25 protein-coding genes are annotated in these 22,882 nt (G+C 70.4%); 16 read left to right on the top strand and 9 right to left on the bottom strand.

The window, feature by feature from the left end; translation table 11 throughout:
- Positions 1-30: 30 nt before the first annotated feature.
- Complete coding sequence (locus HNR51_RS01740) at positions 31-543, top strand: UPF0262 family protein (protein ID WP_012453846.1); 513 nt, start codon at positions 31-33, stop codon at positions 541-543.
- Between the two features lie 243 nt (positions 544-786).
- A complete protein-coding gene (locus tag HNR51_RS01735) occupies positions 787-1,260 on the top strand; it encodes an arsenate-mycothiol transferase ArsC (RefSeq protein ID WP_012453845.1) in 474 nt (157 codons plus the stop codon).
- Between the two features lie 137 nt (positions 1,261-1,397).
- Here HNR51_RS01735 and HNR51_RS01730 read toward each other — a convergent pair whose 3' ends face one another.
- On the bottom strand, positions 1,398-2,237 hold the full coding sequence (locus HNR51_RS01730; protein ID WP_012453844.1) for an FTR1 family iron permease: 840 nt from the start codon (positions 2,235-2,237) through the stop codon (positions 1,398-1,400).
- A gap of 444 nt (positions 2,238-2,681) precedes the next feature.
- On the opposite strand from HNR51_RS01730, the gene HNR51_RS01725 reads away from it, so the two are divergent.
- The 4 genes from HNR51_RS01725 (at position 2,682) to HNR51_RS01710 (ending at position 5,539) form a co-directional block, all read left to right on the top strand.
- Positions 2,682-2,939: a hypothetical protein gene (locus tag HNR51_RS01725; protein ID WP_012453843.1), complete on the top strand. Its 258-nt coding sequence runs from the start codon at positions 2,682-2,684 to the stop codon at positions 2,937-2,939.
- Positions 2,940-3,102: 163 nt separating this feature from the next.
- Entirely contained in the window at positions 3,103-3,558 is a 456-nt protein-coding gene (locus HNR51_RS01720) for a hypothetical protein (protein ID WP_182553793.1), read from the top strand.
- Positions 3,559-3,748: 190 nt separating this feature from the next.
- Positions 3,749-4,645, top strand: a complete 897-nt coding sequence (locus HNR51_RS01715; protein ID WP_012453841.1) for a GGDEF domain-containing response regulator — start codon at positions 3,749-3,751, stop codon at positions 4,643-4,645.
- 168 nt (positions 4,646-4,813) lie between these two features.
- Entirely contained in the window at positions 4,814-5,539 is a 726-nt protein-coding gene (locus tag HNR51_RS01710; protein ID WP_182553792.1) for a response regulator transcription factor, read from the top strand.
- 8 nt (positions 5,540-5,547) lie between these two features.
- Here the strand turns inward: HNR51_RS01710 and HNR51_RS01705 are convergent, their stop codons facing one another.
- On the bottom strand, positions 5,548-6,963 hold the full coding sequence (locus HNR51_RS01705) for a cytochrome ubiquinol oxidase subunit I (protein ID WP_141951180.1): 1,416 nt from the start codon (positions 6,961-6,963) through the stop codon (positions 5,548-5,550).
- 371 nt (positions 6,964-7,334) lie between these two features.
- On the opposite strand from HNR51_RS01705, the gene HNR51_RS01700 reads away from it, so the two are divergent.
- Positions 7,335-8,435, top strand: coding sequence for a methyl-accepting chemotaxis protein (locus HNR51_RS01700; RefSeq protein ID WP_182553791.1), 1,101 nt, complete (start codon positions 7,335-7,337; stop codon positions 8,433-8,435).
- A 19-nt stretch (positions 8,436-8,454) separates the two neighbouring features.
- Here the strand turns inward: HNR51_RS01700 and HNR51_RS01695 are convergent, their stop codons facing one another.
- A complete protein-coding gene (locus HNR51_RS01695; protein ID WP_012453837.1) occupies positions 8,455-9,660 on the bottom strand; it encodes a DNA topoisomerase IB in 1,206 nt (401 codons plus the stop codon).
- An 83-nt stretch (positions 9,661-9,743) separates the two neighbouring features.
- Between HNR51_RS01695 and HNR51_RS01690 the strand changes: the two genes are divergently transcribed.
- The 5 genes from HNR51_RS01690 to HNR51_RS01670 all read left to right on the top strand — a co-directional run bounded on the left by HNR51_RS01690 (position 9,744) and on the right by HNR51_RS01670 (position 14,384).
- Positions 9,744-10,895, top strand: coding sequence for a glycosyltransferase (locus HNR51_RS01690; RefSeq protein ID WP_182553790.1), 1,152 nt, complete (start codon positions 9,744-9,746; stop codon positions 10,893-10,895).
- Positions 10,892-11,542 carry a class I SAM-dependent methyltransferase gene (locus HNR51_RS01685; RefSeq protein WP_152276827.1) on the top strand — a complete coding sequence of 217 codons (651 nt, stop codon included), beginning with the start codon at positions 10,892-10,894 and terminating at the stop codon, positions 11,540-11,542. Before HNR51_RS01690 ends, HNR51_RS01685 begins: the two co-directional genes overlap by 4 nt.
- 93 nt (positions 11,543-11,635) lie before the next feature.
- On the top strand, positions 11,636-12,886 hold the full coding sequence (locus HNR51_RS01680) for a NupC/NupG family nucleoside CNT transporter (RefSeq protein ID WP_182553789.1): 1,251 nt from the start codon (positions 11,636-11,638) through the stop codon (positions 12,884-12,886).
- 60 nt (positions 12,887-12,946) lie between these two features.
- Complete coding sequence (locus HNR51_RS01675; protein WP_182553788.1) at positions 12,947-13,294, top strand: hypothetical protein; 348 nt, start codon at positions 12,947-12,949, stop codon at positions 13,292-13,294.
- 106 nt (positions 13,295-13,400) lie between these two features.
- Positions 13,401-14,384: a hypothetical protein gene (locus HNR51_RS01670; RefSeq protein WP_012453832.1), complete on the top strand. Its 984-nt coding sequence runs from the start codon at positions 13,401-13,403 to the stop codon at positions 14,382-14,384.
- A gap of 317 nt (positions 14,385-14,701) precedes the next feature.
- Here the strand turns inward: HNR51_RS01670 and HNR51_RS01665 are convergent, their stop codons facing one another.
- Positions 14,702-15,001: a hypothetical protein gene (locus HNR51_RS01665; RefSeq protein WP_012453831.1), complete on the bottom strand. Its 300-nt coding sequence runs from the start codon at positions 14,999-15,001 to the stop codon at positions 14,702-14,704.
- Between the two features lie 336 nt (positions 15,002-15,337).
- On the opposite strand from HNR51_RS01665, the gene HNR51_RS01660 reads away from it, so the two are divergent.
- Entirely contained in the window at positions 15,338-16,660 is a 1,323-nt protein-coding gene (locus tag HNR51_RS01660; RefSeq protein ID WP_182553787.1) for a homoserine dehydrogenase, read from the top strand.
- A 186-nt stretch (positions 16,661-16,846) separates the two neighbouring features.
- Positions 16,847-17,845: a class II fructose-bisphosphatase gene (gene glpX / locus HNR51_RS01655; RefSeq protein ID WP_012453829.1), complete on the top strand. Its 999-nt coding sequence runs from the start codon at positions 16,847-16,849 to the stop codon at positions 17,843-17,845.
- A 22-nt stretch (positions 17,846-17,867) separates the two neighbouring features.
- On the opposite strand, the gene HNR51_RS01650 is transcribed toward glpX, so the two are convergent.
- From HNR51_RS01650 to purE, 4 genes are all read right to left on the bottom strand, one after another.
- The gene (locus HNR51_RS01650; RefSeq protein ID WP_012453828.1) at positions 17,868-18,248 is read right to left on the bottom strand and encodes a response regulator; all 381 of its coding nucleotides are present in this window, start codon (positions 18,246-18,248) and stop codon (positions 17,868-17,870) included.
- 412 nt (positions 18,249-18,660) lie between these two features.
- Positions 18,661-19,521 (bottom strand): tetratricopeptide repeat protein, encoded by an 861-nt coding sequence (locus HNR51_RS01645; RefSeq protein WP_182553786.1) that lies wholly within the window; start codon positions 19,519-19,521, stop codon positions 18,661-18,663.
- 387 nt (positions 19,522-19,908) lie between these two features.
- Positions 19,909-21,021 carry a 5-(carboxyamino)imidazole ribonucleotide synthase gene (locus tag HNR51_RS01640; RefSeq protein WP_152276823.1) on the bottom strand — a complete coding sequence of 371 codons (1,113 nt, stop codon included), beginning with the start codon at positions 21,019-21,021 and terminating at the stop codon, positions 19,909-19,911.
- A 17-nt stretch (positions 21,022-21,038) separates the two neighbouring features.
- Positions 21,039-21,536: a 5-(carboxyamino)imidazole ribonucleotide mutase gene (gene purE, locus HNR51_RS01635; protein WP_041371953.1), complete on the bottom strand. Its 498-nt coding sequence runs from the start codon at positions 21,534-21,536 to the stop codon at positions 21,039-21,041.
- A gap of 266 nt (positions 21,537-21,802) precedes the next feature.
- Between purE and HNR51_RS01630 the strand changes: the two genes are divergently transcribed.
- Entirely contained in the window at positions 21,803-21,979 is a 177-nt protein-coding gene (locus HNR51_RS01630) for a DUF3606 domain-containing protein (protein ID WP_012453824.1), read from the top strand.
- A gap of 63 nt (positions 21,980-22,042) precedes the next feature.
- Here the strand turns inward: HNR51_RS01630 and HNR51_RS01625 are convergent, their stop codons facing one another.
- Positions 22,043-22,264, bottom strand: a complete 222-nt coding sequence (locus HNR51_RS01625) for a YdcH family protein (protein ID WP_017485313.1) — start codon at positions 22,262-22,264, stop codon at positions 22,043-22,045.
- Between the two features lie 263 nt (positions 22,265-22,527).
- Here HNR51_RS01625 and HNR51_RS01620 point away from each other — a divergent pair, with 263 nt between their 5' ends.
- Positions 22,528-22,704, top strand: a complete 177-nt coding sequence (locus tag HNR51_RS01620; protein WP_012453822.1) for a YdcH family protein — start codon at positions 22,528-22,530, stop codon at positions 22,702-22,704.
- The last annotated feature ends 178 nt before the right edge of the window (positions 22,705-22,882 follow it).

The following is a 22,882-nucleotide window of genomic DNA, read 5'->3' as shown; positions in this document are numbered from 1 at the left end:
TCCGGGCGCCTACGCGAGAAGGCGGCGGCGATGAAGGCCGAACCGAAGCAGGGGGCAGACGCAGCGCCGGAGAAGCCGCGGAACCGGCTCGCGGCGGTGCGCCTCGACGAGGCCTCGATCGGCCGGGGCAATCCCGATCAGGAGCACGAGCGCGCCATCGCGATCTACGACATCCTGGAGGAGAACTGCTTCACGATCCCGGATCGCGACCAGGGACCCTACGGGCTGGTGCTCGGCCTCGTCGAGAACAAGCTGTCCTTCGCGATCGCGACGGAGGCGGGCGAGCCGGTGATGACCCATCTGCTCTCGCTCACCCCCTTCCGCCGGGTCATCCGCGACTACGAGATGATCTGCGAGAGCTACTACAGCGCGATCCGCACCGCCTCGCCGACGCAGATCGAGGCGATCGACATGGGCCGGCGCGGCCTGCACAACGAGGCGTCCGAACTGCTGCGGCAGCGCCTCGAGGGCAAGGTCGATCTCGACCACGACACGGCGCGACGCCTGTTCACCCTGATCTTCGCCCTGCACTGGAAGGGCTGAGAGAACCGGCAGCATCCTGCCGCGACAGGGGCACGGATCGGCAAAACGATACGCTTCCGGGAAGCGTGAGCCGGTCCTATATCAGCGTGTGCGCGAGCACCTCACGAAACGCCCGATCCGTGGTGCATCGGCGCAAGGCGGCGGGGGCGTTTCGCGAGAGGTCACGGTGCAAGAGGCCGCAGTGATTGCATCGTCTTTTCCGACAAGCCGGCGGCCCCGCGGGACGACGCTCCCAGGCGAGGCATGACGGACGACGCGATCCCGGGGACCGGGCCGAAGAAGCGGCGGGTTCAGTCCGTCCTGTTCATGTGCAATTTCAACGCGGTGCGCTCCCTGGCGGCGGAGGCGATCGCGCGCCACTATTTCGGCAAGTCCACCTACGTGCAGTCGGCCGGCGTGCGCTCGGGCGAGCCGAGCGACCCGTTCATGGTCGCGGCGCTGGACGAGATCGGCATCGACGCCTCCCGCCACAAGCCGCGCACCATCGAGCAGCTGGAGGATTGGGAGGGGCTGAACTTCGACCTGATCATCACCCTCTCGCCGGAGGCGCACCACCGCGCCCTCGAACTGACCCATACCCTCGCGGCGGATGTCGAGTACTGGCCGACGCCGGATCCGACGCTGGTGCAGGACGGGACGCGCGAGCAGCGCCTCGACGGCTACCGCGACGTGCGCGACGGGCTCACCTACCGGATCAAGTCCCGGCTGAAGGGCTGAGACGGCGCCCGGGCGAGGACCGAAGCCGCTCTGGCGCGATCCCTGACGCCGGCAGGCACCGAAACGAAAAACGCCGCCGGAAACCGGCGGCGTGGGATCGAACCGGCGCCCCCTAGCGGGAGCGCCCTCGGCCGATGTCAGGACGCGGCCGAGACCGGCCGGCCCTCGCGGGACTCCTTGGCGCCCCCCTTGCCCGCACCTTTGCGCAGGACGCTGACGAGGCAGGCCGCCACCGCGACCGCCAGGATCGCGAGCTGCGTGCCGAGCGCCTCCCAGCTGCCGTTGCTGAGGCCCCATTCCGAGACGAAGGCAGGAACGCCGTCGGTGGTGAAGGGGATCAGCGCCTGCTCCTGAAGCTCCTGGAAGGCCTCGCCGACCATCCGCAGGCCCATGAAGAACAGGAAGGCCGAGGTCACGATGAACATCGGGCGCAGCGGCAGGCGCAGGGCCAGCCACTGCATCGCCACGAACATCACCACCAGCGCCAGAGTCGCGGCGGCGAGGCCGCCGAGCAGGGAGGCGTCGAAGCCGTTGCCGGTCTTGGCGAGGGTGTGGACGAACAGGATGGTCTCGGCGCCCTCGCGGAACACCGCCAGGAAGGCGATGCCGGCGAGCGACAGCACGGTGCCCGCCCCGAGCGCCCGCTCGGCGAGCCGGTTGAGGTCGGCCTGCCACGCCTTCGGGTCCTGGCGGACGAACAGCCAGCCGCTCATGTAGAACAGCAGCACCGCGGCCGCGAGCATCACCCCGGCCTCGAACAGGTCGCTGTGGTTGCCGTCGTAATAGGTCTCGAACACCCACGCCATGCCGAGGCTGGCGACGACCGCCGCGAGCGCGCCCAGATAGACCGGCGCGATCCGCTCCGCCGCATTCGCGCGACGAAGGAAGGCGGCGAGGGCCGCGATCACCAGCAGGGCCTCCAGTCCCTCACGGAACAGGATCATGAAAGCCTGCACGAACGTCGATCCGTCCGTCATCCACTTGCTCCCGATTCGATCCGCGCGGACGCAGGTCCCGCGGATTGTCTGCCTCGACGGCGGCACAGCCCTTCGCGGCGCCACCAATACTTGTCACGACGTGACGATATTCCAATGTAAAATCTAGTTTAGAAAGGTTCCTAACAAGAACAGCAGCGCGGGTTCGGCCGACGAAGCACCGATCTTCCGCATTTCGATGCCAGTACAACCCTTTGCACCATTCTCGCAAGCATGGCGAAGCCGGCACGAGATCGCGCCGAAGCGACGCAGGCATCGCTTCAGGCTGAAGACAAATTTTCGCCGTTTTCCGGGAAGTGCCACGAAACTCAATGGCCACGTTGGGGATTGTTCATGCAATACGCGGCGGCGCCTGCATCACGGGCCACCGGCCGCCTCCAACCGAACCGTTGAAGCGTGCCGGCCACGGCGCGCGGGCAGGATACCATGATCGCGCATTCCACCGCCGCGGCCGCTTTCGCCGGCCTCGTCCTGATCGGCCTGAGCACCGCGCCGAGCCTCGCCGCGCCGGGTGCCGGCCGCAGCACGACCCAGGTCGCGGAGGCGACGCAGGTTTCTCAGACCGCCGCGACCACCGCGATCGCCGACAGCGAGGAGGACAGCGCCAACTGCAACAAGCAGCGCCGCCGCCTGTGGATCGAGGGGGAAGGCTGGATCGTCCGCCGCGTCACAATCTGCCGCTGAGCGCGGGCCGGTCCGCGGACGGGGTGCCCATCTCAGCACTCTGCATCGGCTGGCGCGACGGGGGCGAGTGGAACGAGCATGGGCGCTGCCGACTTCGTTTGACGGTTGCGCGCAGATCTCGACGCGCAGTCTCGGAATGCGCCTTCCGGAGAAGACTTGATCCATGCGTCCCGCCCTCGCCCGCGCCGCCGGCCTCGCCACCCTGATCACGCTCGGGGCCGTCTCCGGCGCCGCCGCCGACCCTTACGGCTACAGCTATAGCGACCGCTATGTCGGGACCGGCCACCGCTTCGCCGGGCCCGCCGTCGAGGGGGCCTATCTCGGCGCGCCCTTCACCGGGCTTCCCAGCACGAGCCGGATCGTGCCGCCGGCCTGGGGCTACGGCACCTACGGCGTCCCGACGCTTGCCGGCATCCGCGAGGCTCCCGCCGCGCGCCCGACCCTCACCGTGATCGAGGGGCAGGGCTCCGCCGGCAACCGTCCCGCCATACGGCGGCGCGGCGCACGGGTCCTGTCGAAGGATTCGAAGGGGATCTGGACTGATCCCGCTCCCCGCTCGGAGATCGAGGAGAGTGGCGCGCGGGTGGTGTCCGTGCGGGTGCCGAGCCGCACCCGATAGACGCCGTTCGAGCCGGGGCGGACGCGGCGACCGAGCCGGCATCCGCCACCTTCGGAGAACGGCTTTCGTGCGTCGTCCTTAAATCTAGTGTCAGCTTTGGCAACAAGGGCCCCTGCAACAGCGGACGGTATTCTAGACGGCCTCTTAACTTGTCTTGCGCACAATCCCTCTGTCAGCGGGGGCAAGCGCCGTGCATATCGTCATTGTTGATTCGAGCCGCGTTGTCCTGCGGATCGTGGCCGGCATGCTCGAACCGCGCGGCCATGTGGTGACGCAGTTCACAGACTCCGTCGAGGCCCTGGCCTACGTCACCGATACGCCGAAGGTTCGTGCCTTGATCACGAGCCTGGAAGTCCGGCCGCTGAGCGGACTGGAGCTGTGCTGGTCGGCCCGGCTGCTGGCCGAGTCGAGCCGCCCCCTCTCGATCATCGCCATGTCCTCGGCCCGCAACGCCCGCAACCTCGCCGAGGCGCTGGACAGCGGCGCCGACGACTTCATCGACAAGCCGCCGGGCGCCGAGGAGCTTCAGGCACGCCTGCGCGCCGCCGAGCGCCTCACCACGCTCCAGGGCGACCTGATCCGGCTCGCCGAGACGGACCCGCTCACCGCCCTGCTCAATCGCCGCGCCTTCCTGCAGCGCACGCGGGACGCCGCCCAGAAGGCCGGCCCGTTCGGGAATCTGTGTGCGATCCTTCTCGACATCGACCATTTCAAGCGCATCAACGACGAGTACGGGCACGATGTCGGCGACGCGGCGATCAAGGCCGTGGCCGGGCTGATCGAGCCGGAGGGGATCGCCGGACGCCTGGGCGGTGAGGAATTCGCCGTGATCGTCGCCGGGCACCCGCTCGCTGCGGCGGAGGCGATCGCCTCGCGCCTGCGCCTCAAGGCATCCGACCTGCGCATCCGCTCGCCCAAGGGGCCGGTGCGCCTCACCTGCAGCTTCGGCGTCAGCGAATGGTCGGACGGCGAGACCGTCGAAGGTCTCCTGAAGCGGGCGGATATCGCCCTCTACGAGGCCAAGGCGACGGGCCGCAACCGGGTCGTCTCGGCGATGGCCGACCTCATCCTCGCCCGCGCCGGCTGAGCGGCGGCGGCCTCCCCGGTCCGTCCCGAAGCGGGACGGCGGCCGCGGCCCGGCTCCGCGGGGGGACGTTTCGCGGCGCGAAAGCCCCCTAAACCGCTGGAACGACTCTTGTTCTTCCTCTCCCGCACAGGCCGCACCGTTCTGCGGCGGGACGAGAGGGGGAGCGGCATGAGTCAGGCCATCAGTCACACCGCGGGCCACGCCGCAGGCCACGTCGCCGGCCGGGCGGTGGAGCTGTTGATCGTCGACGGGCCGGCCGGGCTCGACGCGCGGATGCGGGCCGGGCTGGAGCATGCGCCGGCCCTGCGCACCATCGGCGAGGACGACCTGGCCCGGCGCGGCCCGACGCCGGCCGTGGCTCTGGTGCCGGTGAACGGCGCGCGGATCGAGGCCTGTTGCGGCCGGATCGCGGCCCTGCGCGACGGTCGGCCCTGGCTGCGGGTGCTGGCGGTGTTCCGGACCCTCGATGCGGCGGCGATGAACCGGCTGCTCGCGGCCGGCGTCGATGCCTTCGTGGGCTCGGCCACGCCGACGGAGGAGGTCTGCGCCAGCGTGCTGACCCTCGCGACCGGGATCGCCTCCGGGCCGGCGCCGTCCGACCCGTCCCTCCCCGACCCTTCCCCCGCCGCGGACGCGTCCGCCGGCCTGACCCCGCGTGAGGCGGAGGTTCTGCGCTTCCTCAGCGCCGGCTTCAGCAACAAGGAGGTCGCCCGGCGTCTCTCGCTCAGCGTCCGGACGGTCGAGACCCACCGGCTGAACCTGCGCCGCAAGACGCAGACCGGGCGCCTCAAGGACCTCGTCACCCTCGCCCGGCAGCTCGGCCTCGCCCCGGTTCTCGACACCGAGACGCCCCGCAGCACCGTCCGCCACGCGGCCCACGCCGTCCGGGCGTGAGGCCGGGATCAGATGGTGCGCGCCTCCAGGCTCTCGTCCACCGCCGAGAGCGGGCGCTTGGGCTTGCGGCCGACCTCGTGGCCGGGCACCGCGGGCTCGAACGGTTCGGGGCCTTTGCGCAGGAGCTTGGCGAGGTAGTAGCTGCCGAAGCCGAAGATGATCGCGTAGGCGATGATGAAGGCGACGAGCGAGGTGGTGACGGCCTGGGCCGTCAGGGGCGAATGCGCATCCGCCGTCTTGAGCTGGCCGTAGACGATGTAGGGCTGGCGCCCGATCTCGGCGGTGAACCAGCCGAAGATCACGGCACCGAACCCTGAGGGCGTCATCAGCATGGCGCAGGTGAGGAAGACGCGGTTCGTGAACAGCGTGCCCTTCCAGCGCAGGTACAGGCTCCACAGGCTCAAGAGCAGCATCGCCATGCCGATCGCGACCATGGCGCGGAAGGAATAGAATACCGGCCAGACCGGCGGGCGCTTGTCCGGCGACACGTCCTTCAGTCCGGGCACGACGCCGGAAAAGTCGTGGGTGAGGATGAAGGAGCCGAGCTTCGGGATGCCGATCTCGAAGTCGTTGCGCTCGGCCTCCATGTTCGGGATCGCGAACAGCAGCAGCGGCATGTTGGCCTGGGTATCCCAGTTCGCCTCGATCGCCGCGAGCTTGGTCGGCTGATGCTTGAGCACCCCGAGACCGTGGGTGTCGCCGACGAAGATCTGGATCGGCGTGAAGATCAGCGCGAACCACAGGGCCATGGAGAGCGAGACCCGCGCGCCCTGCACCTTCTCCGGCGGCTCCTTGCGGGCGCGCAGGATCATCCAGGCGGCCATGCCCGACACCGCGAAGGCCGTGGTGAGGAAGCAGCCGAGCACCATGTGGGCGTAGCGGATCGGGAAGCTCGGATTGAAGATGACTTCCCACCAATCGGTGGCGACTGCCCGCCCGTTCTCGATGGTGAAGCCGGCCGGCGTCTGCATCCAGGAATTGGCGGACAGGATCCAGAAGGCCGAGATCAGCGTGCCGAGCGAGACCATGCAGGTCGCCAGGAAATGCAGCCGGTCGCCGACCCGGTCCCAGCCGAACAGCATGATCCCGAGGAAGCCCGCCTCCAGGAAGAAGGCGGTGATGACCTCGTACTGGATCAGCGGCCCCAGCACGTTGCCGGTGAAGTCGGAATAGCGCGACCAGTTCGTGCCGAGCTGGTAGCTCATCACGATCCCTGAGACGACGCCGAGGCCGAAGGAGACCGCGAAGGCCTTCACCCAGAACCGGTAGAGCACCCGGTACATCGGGTTCCTCGTCCACAGCCACTGCGCTTCGAGCCGCACGAGGAAGGCGGCGAGGCCGATGGTGAAGGCCGGGAAGATGATGTGGAAGGCCATCGTGAAGCCGAACTGGATGCGCGAGAGCGTCAGGGCGTCGAGTTCCATGGCTTCCCCTTCTCGATCGATCCGGCTCGACCGGTCTTGCCTGACCGCCTTGCCTGACCGTTTTGCCAGATCGTCTTGCCTGACGGTCTCGCAACCGCGGTTCGTGCACGGCAGCGGGCGTCGCGCGGCACGGGCGGCCGCGCCGATCCATCCGTCAACCGGATTGCGCTGCGCTGGTTCTCCGTGAACGCCGATTGCGCCCGCGCGATCGGGTCGCGCGGCGGCCTGTGCCGGCGTCTCCCCCGGCACGATCTGCGACAGGGCGCCGGGCTTTCACCGGATCTGCGCCTGAAGTCGCGGAGCCTCTCGTTTTATTCTTATGTTAATCCTGCTGATGGAAACAGGTCTCACACGTCCCCCGAGTTTCCGCCATGACGGCACACGCATCGATTATTCCCTCGCCCCGGCTGCACGAGATGCCACCTTCGGGATCCGAGCCGACGACCCTCGCCGAGCTGACCCGGGAGGTCGGCCGCATCGCCGGGGACCGGGTCGCCCGGATCCGGCAGATCACCGCGCAGGCCAAGATGCTGGCTCTCAACGCGCTGATCGAGGCGGCCCGCGCCGGGGAGCACGGGCGCGGCTTCTCGGTGGTGGCCCAGGAGGTGCGCGGCATCGGTGCCGAGATCGAGGCCCTGGCGCAGGAACTGGAGACGGGGCTCACCACGCGCATCGACGCCCTGCAGCGCGGCGTCGCTGCGATGACGGCGAAGGCCGAGAGCGAGCGTCTGGTCGATCTCTCCCTCAACGCCATCGAGCTGATCGACCGCAACCTCTACGAACGGACCTGCGACGTACGCTGGTGGGCGACCGATGCCGCGGTGGTCGCCTGCGCCGCGCGGCCGGACCGGGACGGCGCCGCCGATCATGCCGCCGCCTATGCCTCCGAGCGGCTCGGGGTGATCCTGTCGGCCTACACCGTCTATCTCGATCTCTGGCTGTGCGGCCGTGACGGGACCGTGCTCGCCAACGGCCGGCCGGACCGCTACCCGAACCTGCGCGGGCACAGCGTCGCCGGCGAGACGTGGTTCCGGGACGCGATCCGCCTGCCGAGCGGCGACGACTACGTTCCGGGCGAGGTCCGGCGCGAGCCGCAGCTCGGCGGCGCAGGGGTCGCCACCTACGCCGCCGGGATCTACGAGACGGGCGGCAGCGGGCGGCCCTGCGGCGTCCTCGCCATCCACTTCGATTGGGAGGCGCAGGCGCGGGCCATCGTCGAGGGCGTGCGGATCGCGCAGGAGGATCGGGCGCGCACCCGCGTGCTCCTGGTGGACGCGCAGCGCCGCATCCTGGCCGCCTCCGATGGCAAGGGCGTGCTCGGCGAGACTCTGGCCGTCGACCTGAACGGGCGTGAGCGCGGCGTCGTCCGCGATCCGCACACCGGCACCGTCACCGCCTTCCACCGTACCCCGGGCTACGAGACCTATCGTGGGCTCGGCTGGTACGGCGCCATCGTCCAGAGCGCGGGCTGACCGGGCGCCCGGCGGCGGCTCACGCCGCCCGGCGCCGTCCGCCCGCGCGCTTCGAGCCCGCCTTCGCCTTGCGGCCGCCGGTCTGGCGCGGCGGCTCGATCTTCGCCGGCCCCTCCGCCGTACCGCCGGCATCGGCCCCGGCGGCCTTCGCCACCCGCTCCAGCCGGCCCCGCAGCAGGCTCAGCACCGCCGCTTCCTCTGGGCGCAGCTGATCGAGCCCGTTCTTCAGCTCGCCCTCGACCGCCTCCTTCACCTGAAGCAGCATCCCGCCTTCGAGGTAGCAATCGAGGATCTGCGGGTGGATGTAGCACTTGCGGCAGATCGTCGGCGTGTTGCCGAGCCGGGACGAGACCGACTCGATCGCGGCACGCAGGTTCTTCTTGGCCTTGGCGGCGTTGTCGAACGCCTCGAACTCCCTCAGCGCCAGCGCCGCCAGCACGGTGCCGGCCCAGGTTCGAAAGTCCTTGGCGGTGAAGTCCTCGCCGGTGATCTCGCGAAGATAGGCGTTCACGTCCGAAGAGGTGACGTCGCGCCGCTCGCCGTCCTCGTCGAGATACTGGAACAGCTCCTGGCCGGGCAGGTCCTGGCAGGCCTTGACGATCTTGGCCACGCGCCGGTCGCGCACCGAGACCGACCATTCCTTGCCGCTCTTGCCCTTGAAGCGGAAGCGCATCTCCGACCCGGCCACCTTCACGTGCGGGTCGCGCAGGGTGGTCAGACCGTAGCTCTTGTTGGAGCGGGCGTAGTCGTCGTTGCCGACGCGGATCAGCGTGGTCTCGAGCAAATGGACCACGGTAGCGAGAACCTTCTCCCGCGGTAGGCCACGCTTGCCCATGTCGGCGTCGATCCGCGCGCGGATGCCGGGCAAGGCCTCGGCGAAGGCCATGATGCGGTGGAACTTCGAGGCCTCCCGCGCCTCGCGGAAGCGGGGATGGTAGCGGTACTGCTTGCGCCCCTTCTCGTCGCGCCCGGTCGCCTGGATATGGCCGTTCGGATGCGGGCAGATCCACACATCGGTGTAGGCGGGCGGAATCGCGAGGCTTTTGAGCCGGGCGATCTCCTCCGCGTCGCGGACCGCGGCGCCCTTCGGGTCGATGTAGCGGAACCCCTTGCCGTTGCGCTTGCGCCGCAGGCCGGGCTTCGAATCGTCCACGTAGCGCAGGCCCGCATCCCGCGCGGCCTCGCGGGGATCGACCACGCCGGCTCCGGCCTCGTCCGACAGCATGACGCCCTCCCTGATCCGTGGGGCGACAACCGGGCAGGAGGCGGCGCTGTTCCGGAGCGTCCCCCGTGCTATGGCCACGCAGGATGACCGCCTCCACAACGTCTTACGCTGGCAAAAACCTCGTCTTCGTCGTCACCGAGGACTGGTTCTTCGCCTCGCACTTCCTGCCGATGGCCCGCGCCGCCACGGAGATGGGCCTCTCCGTCGCCGTGGTGACGCGGGTGCGCTCGCACCGCGCCGCGATCGAAGCCGCCGGCATCCGCGTGGTGCCGCTGGAGGCGGAGCGCTCCAGCCTCAACCCGATGGCGGCCGGCTACGCCGCCGGCCAGCTCTCCGCGATCCTGAAGGCGCTCAAGGCCGACATCGTCCACTGCATCGCCCTGCGCGGCATCCTCGTCGGCGGCACGGCGGCGGCGATGGCCGGCATCCCGCGCCGCATCTTCGCGCTGACCGGCCTCGGGCTGCTGGGTGCGCGCGAGGACGCGACCGGGCGGCTGTCGCGCCTCGCGCTGAAGGGGCTGATCCGCGGCCCGCTGGCGAGCCGGCAGACCCGCTTCCTGTTCGAGAACCCCGACGATGCCCGCGCGCTGGGCCTCGACCCGTCCGACACCGCCGTGACCCTGGTCGGCGGTGCCGGGGTCGATCCGGACGCCTTCGCGCCCCGCCCGCCGCCGCCGCCGGCCCCGCTGAAGGTCGCCATCGTCGCCCGGATGCTGTGGTCGAAGGGGATCGACGTGGCGGTCGAGGCGGTGCGACAGGCCCGCGCCGGGGGCGCCGCGGTCGAGCTGTCGCTCTACGGCGCGCCCGATCCCTCCAACCGCCGGGCGATCCCCGAGGCGACCCTGCGGGACTGGTCGCGCGACGGCGTCACGTGGCACGGGCCGACCGGGGACGTGGCGGGCGCCTTCGCCGCCCACCATGTCGGCTGCCTGCCCTCCCGCGGCGGCGAGGGCTTGCCGCGCACCCTGCTGGAGGCGGCCGCCTGCGGCCGGGCGATCCTCACCAGCGACGTGCCGGGCTGCCGCGACCTCGTGCGCGACGGCCGCGAGGGCCTGCTCGTGCCGCCGGGCGACGCCGCCGCGCTGGCCGCCGCGCTGACCCGGCTCGCCGCCGATCCGGCGCTCGTCGCGCGGATGGGCGCGGCGGCGCGGGCGCGGATCCTCGAGGGAGGCTACACGGAGGCCGCGGTCGCGGAGACGGTGGCGGGTCTCTACGCGGAGCTTCTGGCCTCATGAGAGCATCCGCCGACCCCCTCCGCTTCATCCGCGAGCACACGGCGCTGCGCGCGGTCCCGCACGCGCCCGAGATCGTCCTGCACGTCGCCGACGAGGCCACGGCGCTGTGGCAGAAGACCGAGGACGAGCTGGAGGCGATCGGCCTGCCGCCGCCGTTCTGGGCCTTCGCCTGGGCCGGGGGGCAGGCGCTCGCCCGCTACATCCTCGACAACCCGGCGACGGTGGCGGGGCGGCGCGTCGTCGATTTCGCCTCGGGCTCGGGCCTTGTCGCCATCGCCGCGGCGAAGGCGGGCGCGGCCCACGTCACCGCGAGCGACCTCGATCCCTTCGCGCTGCACGCGATCCCGCTCAACGCCGAGGCCAACGGCGTGGCCGAACGCATCACTGCCGTCGGGACCGACCTGATCGGCACGGAGGCGGAGTGCGTGCTCGCCGCCGACATCTTCTACGAACGCGACCTCGGCGCGGCGGTGGGCGGCTGGCTCGGCGACCTGCACGGGCGCGGCCGCACGGTGCTGATCGGTGATCCGGGCCGAAGCTACCTGCCCCGCGAGCGGCTGATCCCGCTCGCGACCTACGAGGTGCCCGTCACGCGGGCGCTGGAGGATGCCGAGATCAAGCGCTCCTCGGTCTGGCGCTTCGCCTGATCCGGACGATCGGCCCGCCGCTTGCGGCCCTGGCCCGGATCACGCATCCGCCCCGAACGGCGCAGCTTCGCCCGCAATCCGGACGACACAAACATGCTCGACAGGGTGTTCCACGCCGGCGCGAGCCTCGCCCTGCTGCTCGCGGTGGCGTGGCTGTTCTCGGTGAACCGGCGGGCGATCCGGCCGCGGGTGGTGTTCGCCGCCCTAGCGCTCCAGGTCGGGATCGGCGCGCTGATGCTGTTCGTGCCCGCCGGGCAGCGGGCGCTCGGCGCGGTGGCGGATGTCGTCACCACCGTGCTCTCCTTCGGCGACCGCGGCACCGCCTTTCTGTTCGGCGGCCTCGTCGAGCCGCGGATGTTCGAGCTGTTCGGCGGCTCGGGATTCATCCTGGCCCTGCGGGTCCTGCCGCAGATCCTCTACGTCTCGGCGCTGATCGGCGTGCTCTACCATCTCGGCCTGATGCAGGCGCTGGCGCGGTTCCTCGGCGCGGCCCTGCGGCGGCTGCTCGGCACCTCGCCGATCGAATCCTTCTCGGCGGTCGTCACCATCTTCATCGGCCAGAGCGAGATCGCCGTGGCGTTGCGCCCCTTCCTCGCCGCCCTCACCGGGGCCGAACTGTTCGCGGTGATGACGAGCGGTGCGGCCTCCACCGCCGGCTCGATCCTCGCCGGCTACGCCGCGCTCGGCGTGCCGATGCCGTATCTCCTCGCCGCCTCGTTCATGGCGATCCCCGGCGGGCTGCTCTACGCCAAGATCCTCGTGCCCTCGACCGAGCCGACGCGCATCCTGACGACGCGGGTCGAGTTCGGCGAGGCGCGGGCGGCCAACCTGATCGAGGCCGCCGCCGACGGCACGCAGAAGGGTTTGGGCGTCGCGGTCGCGGTCGGGGCCATGCTGATCGCCTTCGTCGGGCTGATCGCGCTGGTGAACGCGGCGATCGGCTGGACCGGCGGCCTGTTCGGGTTTGCCGGCCTCTCGATCGAGGGCATCCTCGGCGTCGTGCTGGCGCCGCTCGCCTGGCTGCTCGGCGTACCCTGGGAACAGGCGACCCTCGTCGGCGCGGCAATCGGCCAGAAGATCGCCTTCAACGAGTTCCTGGCCTATGCCAGTCTCTCGCCGACCCTGAAGGCCGGAACCCTCGATCCGCGCACCGCCGCGATCCTGTGCTTCGCGCTCTGCGGCTTCGCCAACCTCGCCTCGGTGGCGATCCAGCTCGCGAGCTTCACCAGCCTCGCGCCCGAGCGCCGGCCCGAGATCGCCCGGTTCGGCCTGCGGGCGATCCTGGCGGGCACACTGTCGAACCTCACCAGCGCGGCCATCGCCGGATTGTTCATCGCCGGGTGAGGAAACCGCGAACCTTTCGGCCCGCTTCGTCATTGGAGGACAATGGAGAGCGCGCGCGACATGGAACACGGGCAGGCGAGGCAAGGCACGGAGCCGGGCACCGGACCTGTCACGGCGCATGACTGGGACGAGCGGGTCGACCGCGCCAGCCAAAAACTTCCCGATTGGGCGCAGCGCGCGGTCCGGTGGCTGCGCGAGCCGGCCCGCTTTCCCGTGCGGCTGCTGGCGGCGATCCTGCTGATGCTCGGCGGCGTCTTCTCGATCCTGCCGGTGCTGGGCCTGTGGATGCTGCCGCTCGGCCTCGCCCTGCTGGCGCAGGACGTGCCCGCCCTCAAGGTGCCGATGGAGAAGTCCGCCCGCTGGATCGAGCGGCAATGGCGGCGCTGGCGCGGACGATCCGCGACGTAATCCCCGCGTCACCCCGGCGTTCTGCCGCGCTTGACAGGAAATCGGCGGCGGACGACCCATCGCAGATGGGCCTCAGCCGAGAAGGGCTCTTCGGAGACAACCTGTGATGCCGTTGCGTCTGTTCTCCCGCGGGCTCGCCGCCGCCCTCCTCGCGGCGGCGCTGCTGGCGGGGGCCGTGTCCGTTTCGCCCGCGCCGGCCCGCGCCGAGGAGGCGGTCTTCCCGCCGAGTTCCCGCTTCGGCTTCAAGCCTCCCTCCGACATGACGATCTCGAAGCGCTTCACCGGCTTCGAGCGCATCGGCGGCGGCGCGATGCTCTCCGTGGTCGAGCTGCCGGCCGGCGCCTACCCGGAACTCAAGCAGAGCTTCACCGACGAGAACCTCAAGACGCAGGGGCTCGTCGTCCAAAGTCGCGAGCCGGTGACCCTCGACGGCGGTGCCGAGGGCGTGCTGTTCACCGGCGAGCAGACGGCCGCCGACGGCCAGGGCATGCCCGCGGCGCGCAAGTGGCTGCTGATCGTCGGCGCCAAGGAGGTGACCGGCATCATCATCGCCCAGGCCGCGGTCGAGGCCGAGACCGACGAGACCATGCGCGGCATGCTCACCGGCGTGCGCATCCGCGGGGCCTTGAGCCTCGACGACCAGATCGCCGCCCTGCCCTTCCGCATCGGCGACCTCGCGGGCTTCCGCCCGGTGCGGGCGCTGGCCGGCAATTCCGTGCTGCTGACGCTGGGCCCGCGCGATCAGGTCACCAACCTGGAACAGCCGATCCTCGTCATCGCCCAGGCGGTGCAGCAGCCCACGCCCCAGGAGCAGCGCGACGGCTTCGCCCGCGCCTCGCTCTACGCCAACCAGACGATGAAGGAATTCATCATCGAGCGTTCGCAGAGCTACCGCCAGAACGGCATCGACTGGCACGAGATCGTGGCCCGCGCCGTCGACATTCCCTCGGGCCAGCCGGTGGTGGTCTCGCAGACGATCCGCTTCAACCCGGACGGTTATATCCGCGCCGTCGGCGTCACCCGCGCCGACCAGCGGGAGACGATGCTGCCGCTGTTCCGCCAGGTGGTGGACAGCCTGCAGCCGCGCTGAGCCAATTTTCGCCGCCTCTCGGCCGGGCCGAGCTGCGAAGTCGGATCACCACGATGGACAGCTCGGGATGCAGAACGGCTGCATCCCCGCTCGTCATTCCGGGGCGCCGATAGGCGAGCCCGGAATCCACGTTCAAGCGCGGCCTTCCTTGTGGCCCCGCATCACGGGTGGATCCCGGGTTCCGCTGCGCGGCCCCGGGATGACGGGCGCTCGTGAGAGGGGCGACGGACGTCGAGAGCCGTGAACCCACATTCCGAGCCCGGTTCCGTCGGGCACAGACAGGGGATTACACCTTCCAGCGCGTGAAAGGCGCCGCCTCACTCGCAGACGCGCACGCGCCGGACGTAGATGTCGCCGTAGGGATCGACCGTCTCGCGACGCTCGAAATGGCAGATCGGGCCCTCGACATAGACCGGCGGCGGGGGCGCCCGGTAGACCGGCTTGCCCGGATAATAGGGATCGTTGGCGGCCGCGATCGCGCCGCCGACGGCGAGGCCGCCGAGCACGCCGAGGGCGGCCGCCCCGCCCGCACCGATGCCGTCCCGTGCCTGGGCGGCCGGGGCCGCGCCGAGCACCAGCGCGCCCGCCATCACGCCGCCGAGAAGGAAGCCCCTCATCGTCGAAACTCCTCGAAAATCGCGCCCAGCGGCGCCGTCGCGTCGTCACCGGCATCGCCGCCGAGCGGGGCGCTCGAGCGTGGCGGTGCCGAGCGGAGAGAAGAGCGCGCGATTTGAGGCCGATCTTCGGCAAAGCCAAGTCTGAGGCGCGTCCCCGGCCGCCCCGTTTCCTTGCGCACCGGCCCCAAATCGTTGCAGAAGTGCGCGCCGTTCCGGATGTGTCCCCGCGCCCCTCGGGAAAAATCGCCGCCCCGGCGGTTCCTCGAGCCGCGTCGAACCGTCGGGCGGCGGTCCGGAACAGGTCCGGTCCCAACGTCCATCACGGTGCGAACTCCCATGACGCAGACCCTTCGCCTCGGCATCGCGGGGCTCGGCACGGTCGGTGCCTCCGTCCTGCGCATGGTCGCCCGCCGCGCCGAGGCGCTCACCGCCGCGACCGGCCGCACGATCACCGTCACCGCCGTTTCCGCCCGCGACCGCAGCCGCGACCGCGGCGTGGACCTGTCGAGCCTGCACTGGTTCGACGATCCGGTCGCGCTGGCACGCTCAGGCGAGATCGACGTGTTCGTCGAACTCGTCGGCGGCTCGGAAGGGGCAGCCAAGGCGGCGGTCGAGGCGGCGCTCGGGGCCGGCAAGCATGTCGTGACCGCCAACAAGGCGCTCTTGGCCCATCACGGCGCGGCGCTCGCCCGCATGGCCGAGGAGCGCGGCGTGGCGCTCGCCTACGAGGCGTCGGTGGCGGGCGGCATCCCGGTCATCAAGGCGATCCGCGAGGGGCTCGCCGGCAACGACATCAGCCGCGTCTACGGAATCCTCAACGGCACCTGCAACTACATCCTCAGCCGCATGGAGGCGGAGGGGCTGACCTTCGAGGCCTGCCTCAAGGACGCGCAGGCGCTCGGCTACGCCGAGGCCGACCCGACCTTCGACGTCGAGGGCTTCGATACCGCCCACAAGCTCGCCATCCTCACGAGCCTCGCCTACGGCGTGGAGATCGACGCCGAGGGCGTCTCGGTGGAGGGCATCTCGGCGATCCAGCCCCTCGACCTCACCATGGCCGACGAGCTCGGCTACCGCATCAAGCTCCTCGGCGTCGCCCAGGCGACCGACGAGGGCATCGAGCAGCGGGTGCACCCCACCATGGTGCCGAAGGCCTCGGCCATCGCCCAGGTGATGGGCGTCACCAACGCCGTCACCGTCGATGCCGACGCCGTCGGCGAACTGACCCTGATCGGCCCCGGCGCGGGCGGGGCGGCCACGGCCTCCGCGGTCGTCGCCGACATCGCCGATGTCGCCCTCGGCCTCGTGCGCCCAACCTTCGGGCAGCCGGTGGCGCGCCTCGCAGCCCCGCGCCGGGTCGAGATGCAGCGCCACGAGGGCGGCTACTACATCCGCCTCACCGTCCACGACCGCACCGGCGTCGCCGCCGGCGTCGCCACCCGGATGGCGGAGGCCAACATCTCGATCGAGAGCATCGTCCAGCGCCGCTCGGCCAAGGCCGCCTCCAGCGACCCGCAGGGGCTGTCCGGCCAGCCCGTGCCGCTGGTGCTGATCACCTATGCCGCCACCGAGGGCAACGTGCGCGAGGCGCTGGCCGCCATCGGCCGCGACGGCCTGCTCGCCGAGGCGCCGCAACTGATCCGAATCGAGCGCGAATAGGCGGGTACAGGAAGCCCCGGCGCCCGTTTCCGGCACAATCTTGCCGAAAAGAACGTCCTGTAGGGGAACGCGCGGTCATGGCACCGCGCTTCGTCCCGAACGGATCCGAGAACGGTCCGGGGCGAGATGAGACAATCGGCACCGGCCGGAACAGACCGGACCCGAGGGGATAAGGAACGTAGGGCGATGTCGGTGGCTAAGACCGGGATCTTCAGCGATCCCACGGCGCGGGGCCTGACCCTCGAACTGGTGCGGGTGACGGAAGCCGCCGCCATCGCCGCGGCCCGCCTGCGGGGCCATGGCCGCGAGAAGGAGGCCGATCAGGCCGCCGTCGATGCCATGCGCGCTGAGCTGATGGTGCTGCCGATCGAGGGCAGCGTGGTGATCGGCGAGGGCGAGCGCGACGAGGCGCCGATGCTGTTCATCGGCGAACGGGTCGGCACCGGCCACGGCCCGTCCGTCGACATCGCCGTCGATCCGCTGGAGGGCACGACGCTCTGCGCCAAGGACATGCCGGGCGCCATCGCCGTGATGGCGTTGGCCGAGCGCGGCTCGCTGCTCGCCGCCCCCGACGTCTACATGCAGAAGATCGCCATCGGCCCCGGCTACCCGCCGGGCACGGTGGATCTCGACTGGAGCCCGGCCAAGAACATCGCCTCGCTCGCCCGCGCCAAGGGCGTCGAGCCCGCCGGCATCACCGCCATCATCCTCGACCGGCCGCGCCACATGGACCTGATCGCCGCCGTGCGCGACACCGGCGCCGGCATCCGGCTCATCTCCGATGGCGACATCGCCGCGATCATCCACTGCACCAAGCCCGACGAGACCGGCGTCGACATCTATATGGGCACGGGCGCCGCGCCGGAGGGGGTGATCGCCGCGAGCGCCCTGCGCTGCATCGGCGGCCAGATGCAGGGACGGCTGATCCTCGATTCCGCCGACAAGCGGGCGCGGGCGGCCAAGATGGGCATCACCGACCCGAACCGGAAATACGACATGCACGACATGGCGCGCGGCGACGTCATCGTCGCGGCCACCGGGGTGACCACCGGGGCCCTGCTCTCGGGCGTGCGCTTCCGCCCCGGCCTCATCGAGACGGAGACCGTGGTCTACCGCTCGAACACCGGCACCGTGCGCCGCATCGCCTCCGAGCATCGCCGGCCGGAGAGCGCGCCGGGCGGCTGAAGCTGCTCCCGGCGCGACCGACTCAACAGGTCGCGGCCTGGCCGAACAGCGCCTCGGCCAAGCGGGCCGGCTCGATCGGCTTCTCGCAACGGATCGCGTCCCGAAGGCGCTTCGGGACGGCGTTCTCCTCGTAGCCGGTGGCGAAGACGAACGGCACGCCGCGTGCCCGGAGCGCGTCGGCGACCGGGAAGACCATGACCTCGCGCAGGTTGATGTCGAGCACCGCACCGTCGATGCGCGGGGATTCGGCGATCACCGCCAGGGCGTCATCGATGTTTCCGACGGGGCCGATCACTTGCGCCCCGCTCTCTTCGAACACGCGCCGCATGTCATCGGCGATGAAGTACTCGTCCTCGACGACGAGGACATGCCGTCCATTGAGCAGTTCGGGTCCGTCCGGCATCAGCCACTCCCTCACTTCTTCCGATTCCGACCCGCATTGGATCGGGGTCTGACCGGAATTATAAACCGCAAAAGCAGTCTCTGAGAGGGCCGCCCACAAATTTCAAGTTGCCCGCAACGGGATCGCGGCCGCTTTCCCTGCGGTGACGCGAGCGAGGAAGCGACGTTCGGCGCCGGTGCGGCGCCTTCCTTCGCACCGTCTCTTCCGATGAAGCCGGCGCCGGGCCGGCGTCGCGTCACGCTGGATCGAGCGGAAGCGTCGATTCCCGCTCGAGCGGTGCGGCGACGCCGAGACGGGATCCGGCGCCATTGTCGTACCCGCCCGCACCGCGCATCGGGCCGGCGCCTCCAAGTCTCAGTTTGAGACGCGTCTTCTTCCGGCGAACCGATGGACCACCTCGTCGGAAGGCGCCCTAGAACAGGCCGCCCTGCATGCGGCCGACGCCCTGCTTGGCCACGACGTTGTTGGGATCGAGGCGGGCCGCCTGCTGGTAGCTCTCGTTCGCCTCCTTGCGGCGGTTCGTCTTCTCGTAGGCCAGCCCGCGATAGGCCCAGGACGAGGCGTCCTTCGAGTTCACGTTCAGCGCCGCGTTGAAGTCCTCGATCGCCTTGTCGTACTGGTTCAGCGAGATCAGGCTCTGGCCGCGCGCGGCGTAGGGGGCGGCGACGAAGGGGTTGCGGTCGATGGCCGCGGCGAAGTCGCCGATCGCCTCCGGGTTCTGCCCCTGCTTCTGCCGCACGAGGCCGCGGGCGTGGTAGGCCTCGGCCGATTCGGGGGCGAGGCGGATCGCGACGTTGAGGTCGTTGAGCGCGCCGTTGAGATCGCCCTGGGCACGTTCCAGGTTCGCCCGGCCGATATAGGCGGCGGAGAAGTTCGGATCGGTGGCGATCGCCTTCGAGAAATCCTGCATCGCCGCGTCGTTGCGGCCGGTCTGGCGGTAGGCCAGCGCCCGGTTGTTGTAGGCCGAGGCCGAGTTCGGATCGAGCTGGATCGCCTTCGAGAAGTCGCTGATCGCCTCGCCGAACTGCCCCGAACGGGCATAGGCGGCGCCGCGGGTGACGTAGGCGCCGGCATCCGACGGGTTGCGGGAGATCACGTCGCTGAGCGAGGCGATGTTGACGTTGGTGGCGCCCGTGGTGTCGGTCTCCAGCACCGCGAACTGGCGCGGGGCGGACGCGCTGCCATAGGTCTCGCAGCCGGCCAGCGCCGCGGCCGTCAGCGCGACGGCCCCGATCAGCCTCGCCTTGCGTCCGTCCAGCGTCATCCCGATCATCTTCACGTTCTCCCCCGCGCCCGCTTGCCCGGATCTCCGCGGCGGCCCCTCGAGGGCCCGGATCATCCCGTCGCGCACGCTGCCGCATCACGGTGAATGGGCGCTTAAACGGTCTCGCAAAACATCCGGATCGCCGACGAGGCCCACGCGGGGAGCCAAGCCGTGGAGCGGAGGTATTCACGAGACGATTTCGGGAAGGACCTGCGGGCTCGCCCGGCGGTCGCCGGAGAACACGCACGGCGCCTTCACGCACGCCCCGTCCTTCCGCTCAAACCTCGGGATGTGGCGAAGGTGTGGCCCCTGTCTTCACGCATTCGCGGAAGGCTTCGAACCGGGTTCGACTGTGGTTTGCTGTTGCGGCGAAGCGACAGATCGAAGGGTCAAGCTTTAGCCGAGCGGCTTGAGCCGGGTGACGTGGCCCATCTTGCGGCCGGGACGGCTCTCGGCCTTGCCGTAGAGGTGGAGATGAGCCCCCGGCTCCGCGAGCAGTTCGGCCCAGGCATCGGCCTGGGCGCCGATGAGGTTCTCCATCTCCACCGCCATGCCGCCGGTGCGGCCGGTGTCGCCGAGCGGCCAGCCGCAGACGGCGCGCACGGTCTGGGCGAATTGCGAGGTCAGCGCGCCCTCGCTGGTCCAGTGACCGGAATTGTGGACGCGGGGCGCGATCTCGTTGACCACGAGGCGGGCGGCGCCCTCGGGGCCGGCGATCTCGAACATCTCGACGGCGAACACGCCGACATAGTCCAGCGCCTCGGCGATCGCGCGGGCGATGGCGACCGCCGCGTCGCCGGTGGCGCGGGTGAGGCCCGGCGCGGGCACGCGGGTGAAGGCGAGGATGTGGTCGCGGTGCTCGTTGGCGCAGGGGTCGTAGGCGGCGAACGCCCCGTCGGGTCCGCGCGCGGCGACCACCGAGATCTCGCGCTCGAACGGCACGAACCCTTCGAGGATGCAGGGCACGCCCTTGAATTCGGCGAGCAGGGCGGCCGCGTCGTCGCCCTCGCGGATCATTCGCTGGCCCTTGCCGTCGTAGCCGAAGCGCCGGGTCTTCAGCACGGCGGGGCGCCCGAGCGCGTCGAGCGCCCGGACCAGATCCTCGGCCGAATCGACCGCCCGGTAGGGCGCGGTCGGGATGCCGAGCGACGCGACGAAATCCTTCTCGGAGAGACGGTCCTGGGTGGTGAGCAGCGCCGTCGCGCTCGGGCGCAGGATGGCATGCTCGGCGAGCACCGCGGCGGTGGCGTGGGGGATGTTCTCGAACTCGTAGGTGACCACGTCGCAGGCATCGGCGAAGGCGGCGAGCGCCGCCGCGTCGTCGTAGGGCGCCAGCGTGTGGGCATGGGCCACGTCGAAGGCCGGGCTGTCGGCGTCGGGGGCGTAGATGTGGACCTTCAGGCCGTAATCGGCCGCGGCGAGCGCGATCATGCGGCCGAGCTGGCCGCCGCCGACGATGCCGAGGGTGCCGCCGGGCCGGATCATCGGCGTGGACGCGGGAGAGGCCATGGCGCTTCGTCTGGTTGTCAGGTTTGAGAGGAGTCCGGACGCTCGGCGACGGCCTCGGTCTGGCGGGCGCGCCACGCGTCGAGCCGGCCGGCGAGGTCGGCATCGGTGAGCGCCAGCACGGCGACGGCGAGGAGCGCCGCGTTGACGGCGCCCGCGCGGCCGATCGCCAGCGTGCCGACAGGGATGCCGGCGGGCATCTGCACGATGGAGAGCAGACTGTCCTGCCCCGACAGCGCCTTCGATTCGACCGGCACGCCGAAGACCGGCAGCGGCGTCATCGCGGCGGCCATGCCGGGCAGATGCGCCGCGCCGCCCGCGCCCGCGATCACCACCTTGAAGCCGGCCGCCTTGGCGCCCTTGGCGAAGGCGACGAGCCGGTCCGGCGTGCGGTGGGCCGAGACGATCCGCGCGTCGTAGGGGACACCAAGCGCGTCCAGCGTCTCGGCGGCGTTGCGCATGGTCGCCCAGTCCGACTGGCTTCCCATGATGATCGCGACCGGGGGCGATCCCGTCATCGTCGTCTGGCCCATTGCGAGGAGGCGGGCCGGCCGGCCCGCGAAGAGGCCGAATAACAGGGGGTGCCGCGCTCCGGCAAGGCGGCCCGTGCCGCGAGGTGTTGAGACGGGCGCGAGGGGCGGCCGATGGCACGGCGGAGCGACGGAGCGCGGCCGGCAAAAATCCTTCCGATTCTCGTGGAATCGGCCGGAGCCGAAACCACCCGACCGCGTTGTGCAGGAAACGGCCGGTTGCGGCCGGACCCCTTACCTCAGCGAGCCCTCAAATGTCCTCCGCGGACCAGAACACGCGCGCCCGCAACACCACCCATATCGACATCCACGACAGCACCACCCGCAAGCACTGGGCCGACCTGCTCCAGGTCTCCGACGAGCGCCTCCGCAAGGCGGTCCGGATGGTCGGCACCCGCGTGTCGAGCGTCTCGGCCTATCTGGCCAAATAGGCCTCGTTCCGCCGACCGAGAAGGACAGGCGCCGGGGCGGTCACGCCCGTCCCGGCCCTCCCGTCACGCGATGATGTCCGGCGTGATCTGGTCTTCCAGATGGGTGATCCGGTCGCGCAGGACGAGCTTGCGCTTCTTGAGCCGCTGCAACTGGAGCTGATCGACGGCGACGCTGAGCTTCAGCGCCTCGATGGCCTCGTCGAGATCCCGGTGCTCCTCGCGCAACCGACTGAGCTCCCCGGCCGGATCCGCGACCGCATCGTTGGCAACCTCGTCCGCCATCATTGCTCGAAACACATCACCGGCCTTGACCGGGGGCGACCATGCGCCAAGCCCGATCCCGGAGCAAGGCGCGCGACCCGGTTCTCCCGCCCTGACGGACCTGGGAACGGTCAAGTTTAGCCCCGGCCGTCACTTCACCCGCCCCTCCGGATAATTTGAAATCATCTTGTTATCGGCGCATCCATTTTGCCGCCGAATGGCTTCGACACGCCCGCCATCCTGTGCCAGTCTACCCGCGTCCGAAACAGTGACAGGAGCGACACCTCATGTCCTTGCAGACGCATTTGAGCCAGCTCGCCGCCAAGCACGAAGCCCTGGAGCGCGAGCTTCACGACGCGATGCAATCCCTCGCCAGCGACGATCTGCGCATCGCCGAACTCAAGCGTAAGAAACTGCACCTCAAGGACGAAATCGAGCGCCTGCGCGGGAGCACCCCCCACTAGCGGCGCGCCTGCCGGCCTCGCCCCGGGAGACGCCGCCGGCTTCTCTTCCTCTCCCGACTCGGACCAAGACGTCACCGCCGCCTGGGACACCAGCGCGGCGGTTCTGCTGTCGGAGCGGCGCGCGGCGGGAAAATCCGCGCTATCATCGCCCTCGAACAGGCCGGAGCAACCGGCCGCA

The organism is Methylorubrum thiocyanatum, assembly GCA_014138645.1.
Lineage (GTDB): Bacteria > Pseudomonadota > Alphaproteobacteria > Rhizobiales > Beijerinckiaceae > Methylobacterium > Methylobacterium thiocyanatum.
Note: the sequence above shows the minus strand (reverse complement) of the source record. Positions and strands in the feature narration are given on the sequence as shown.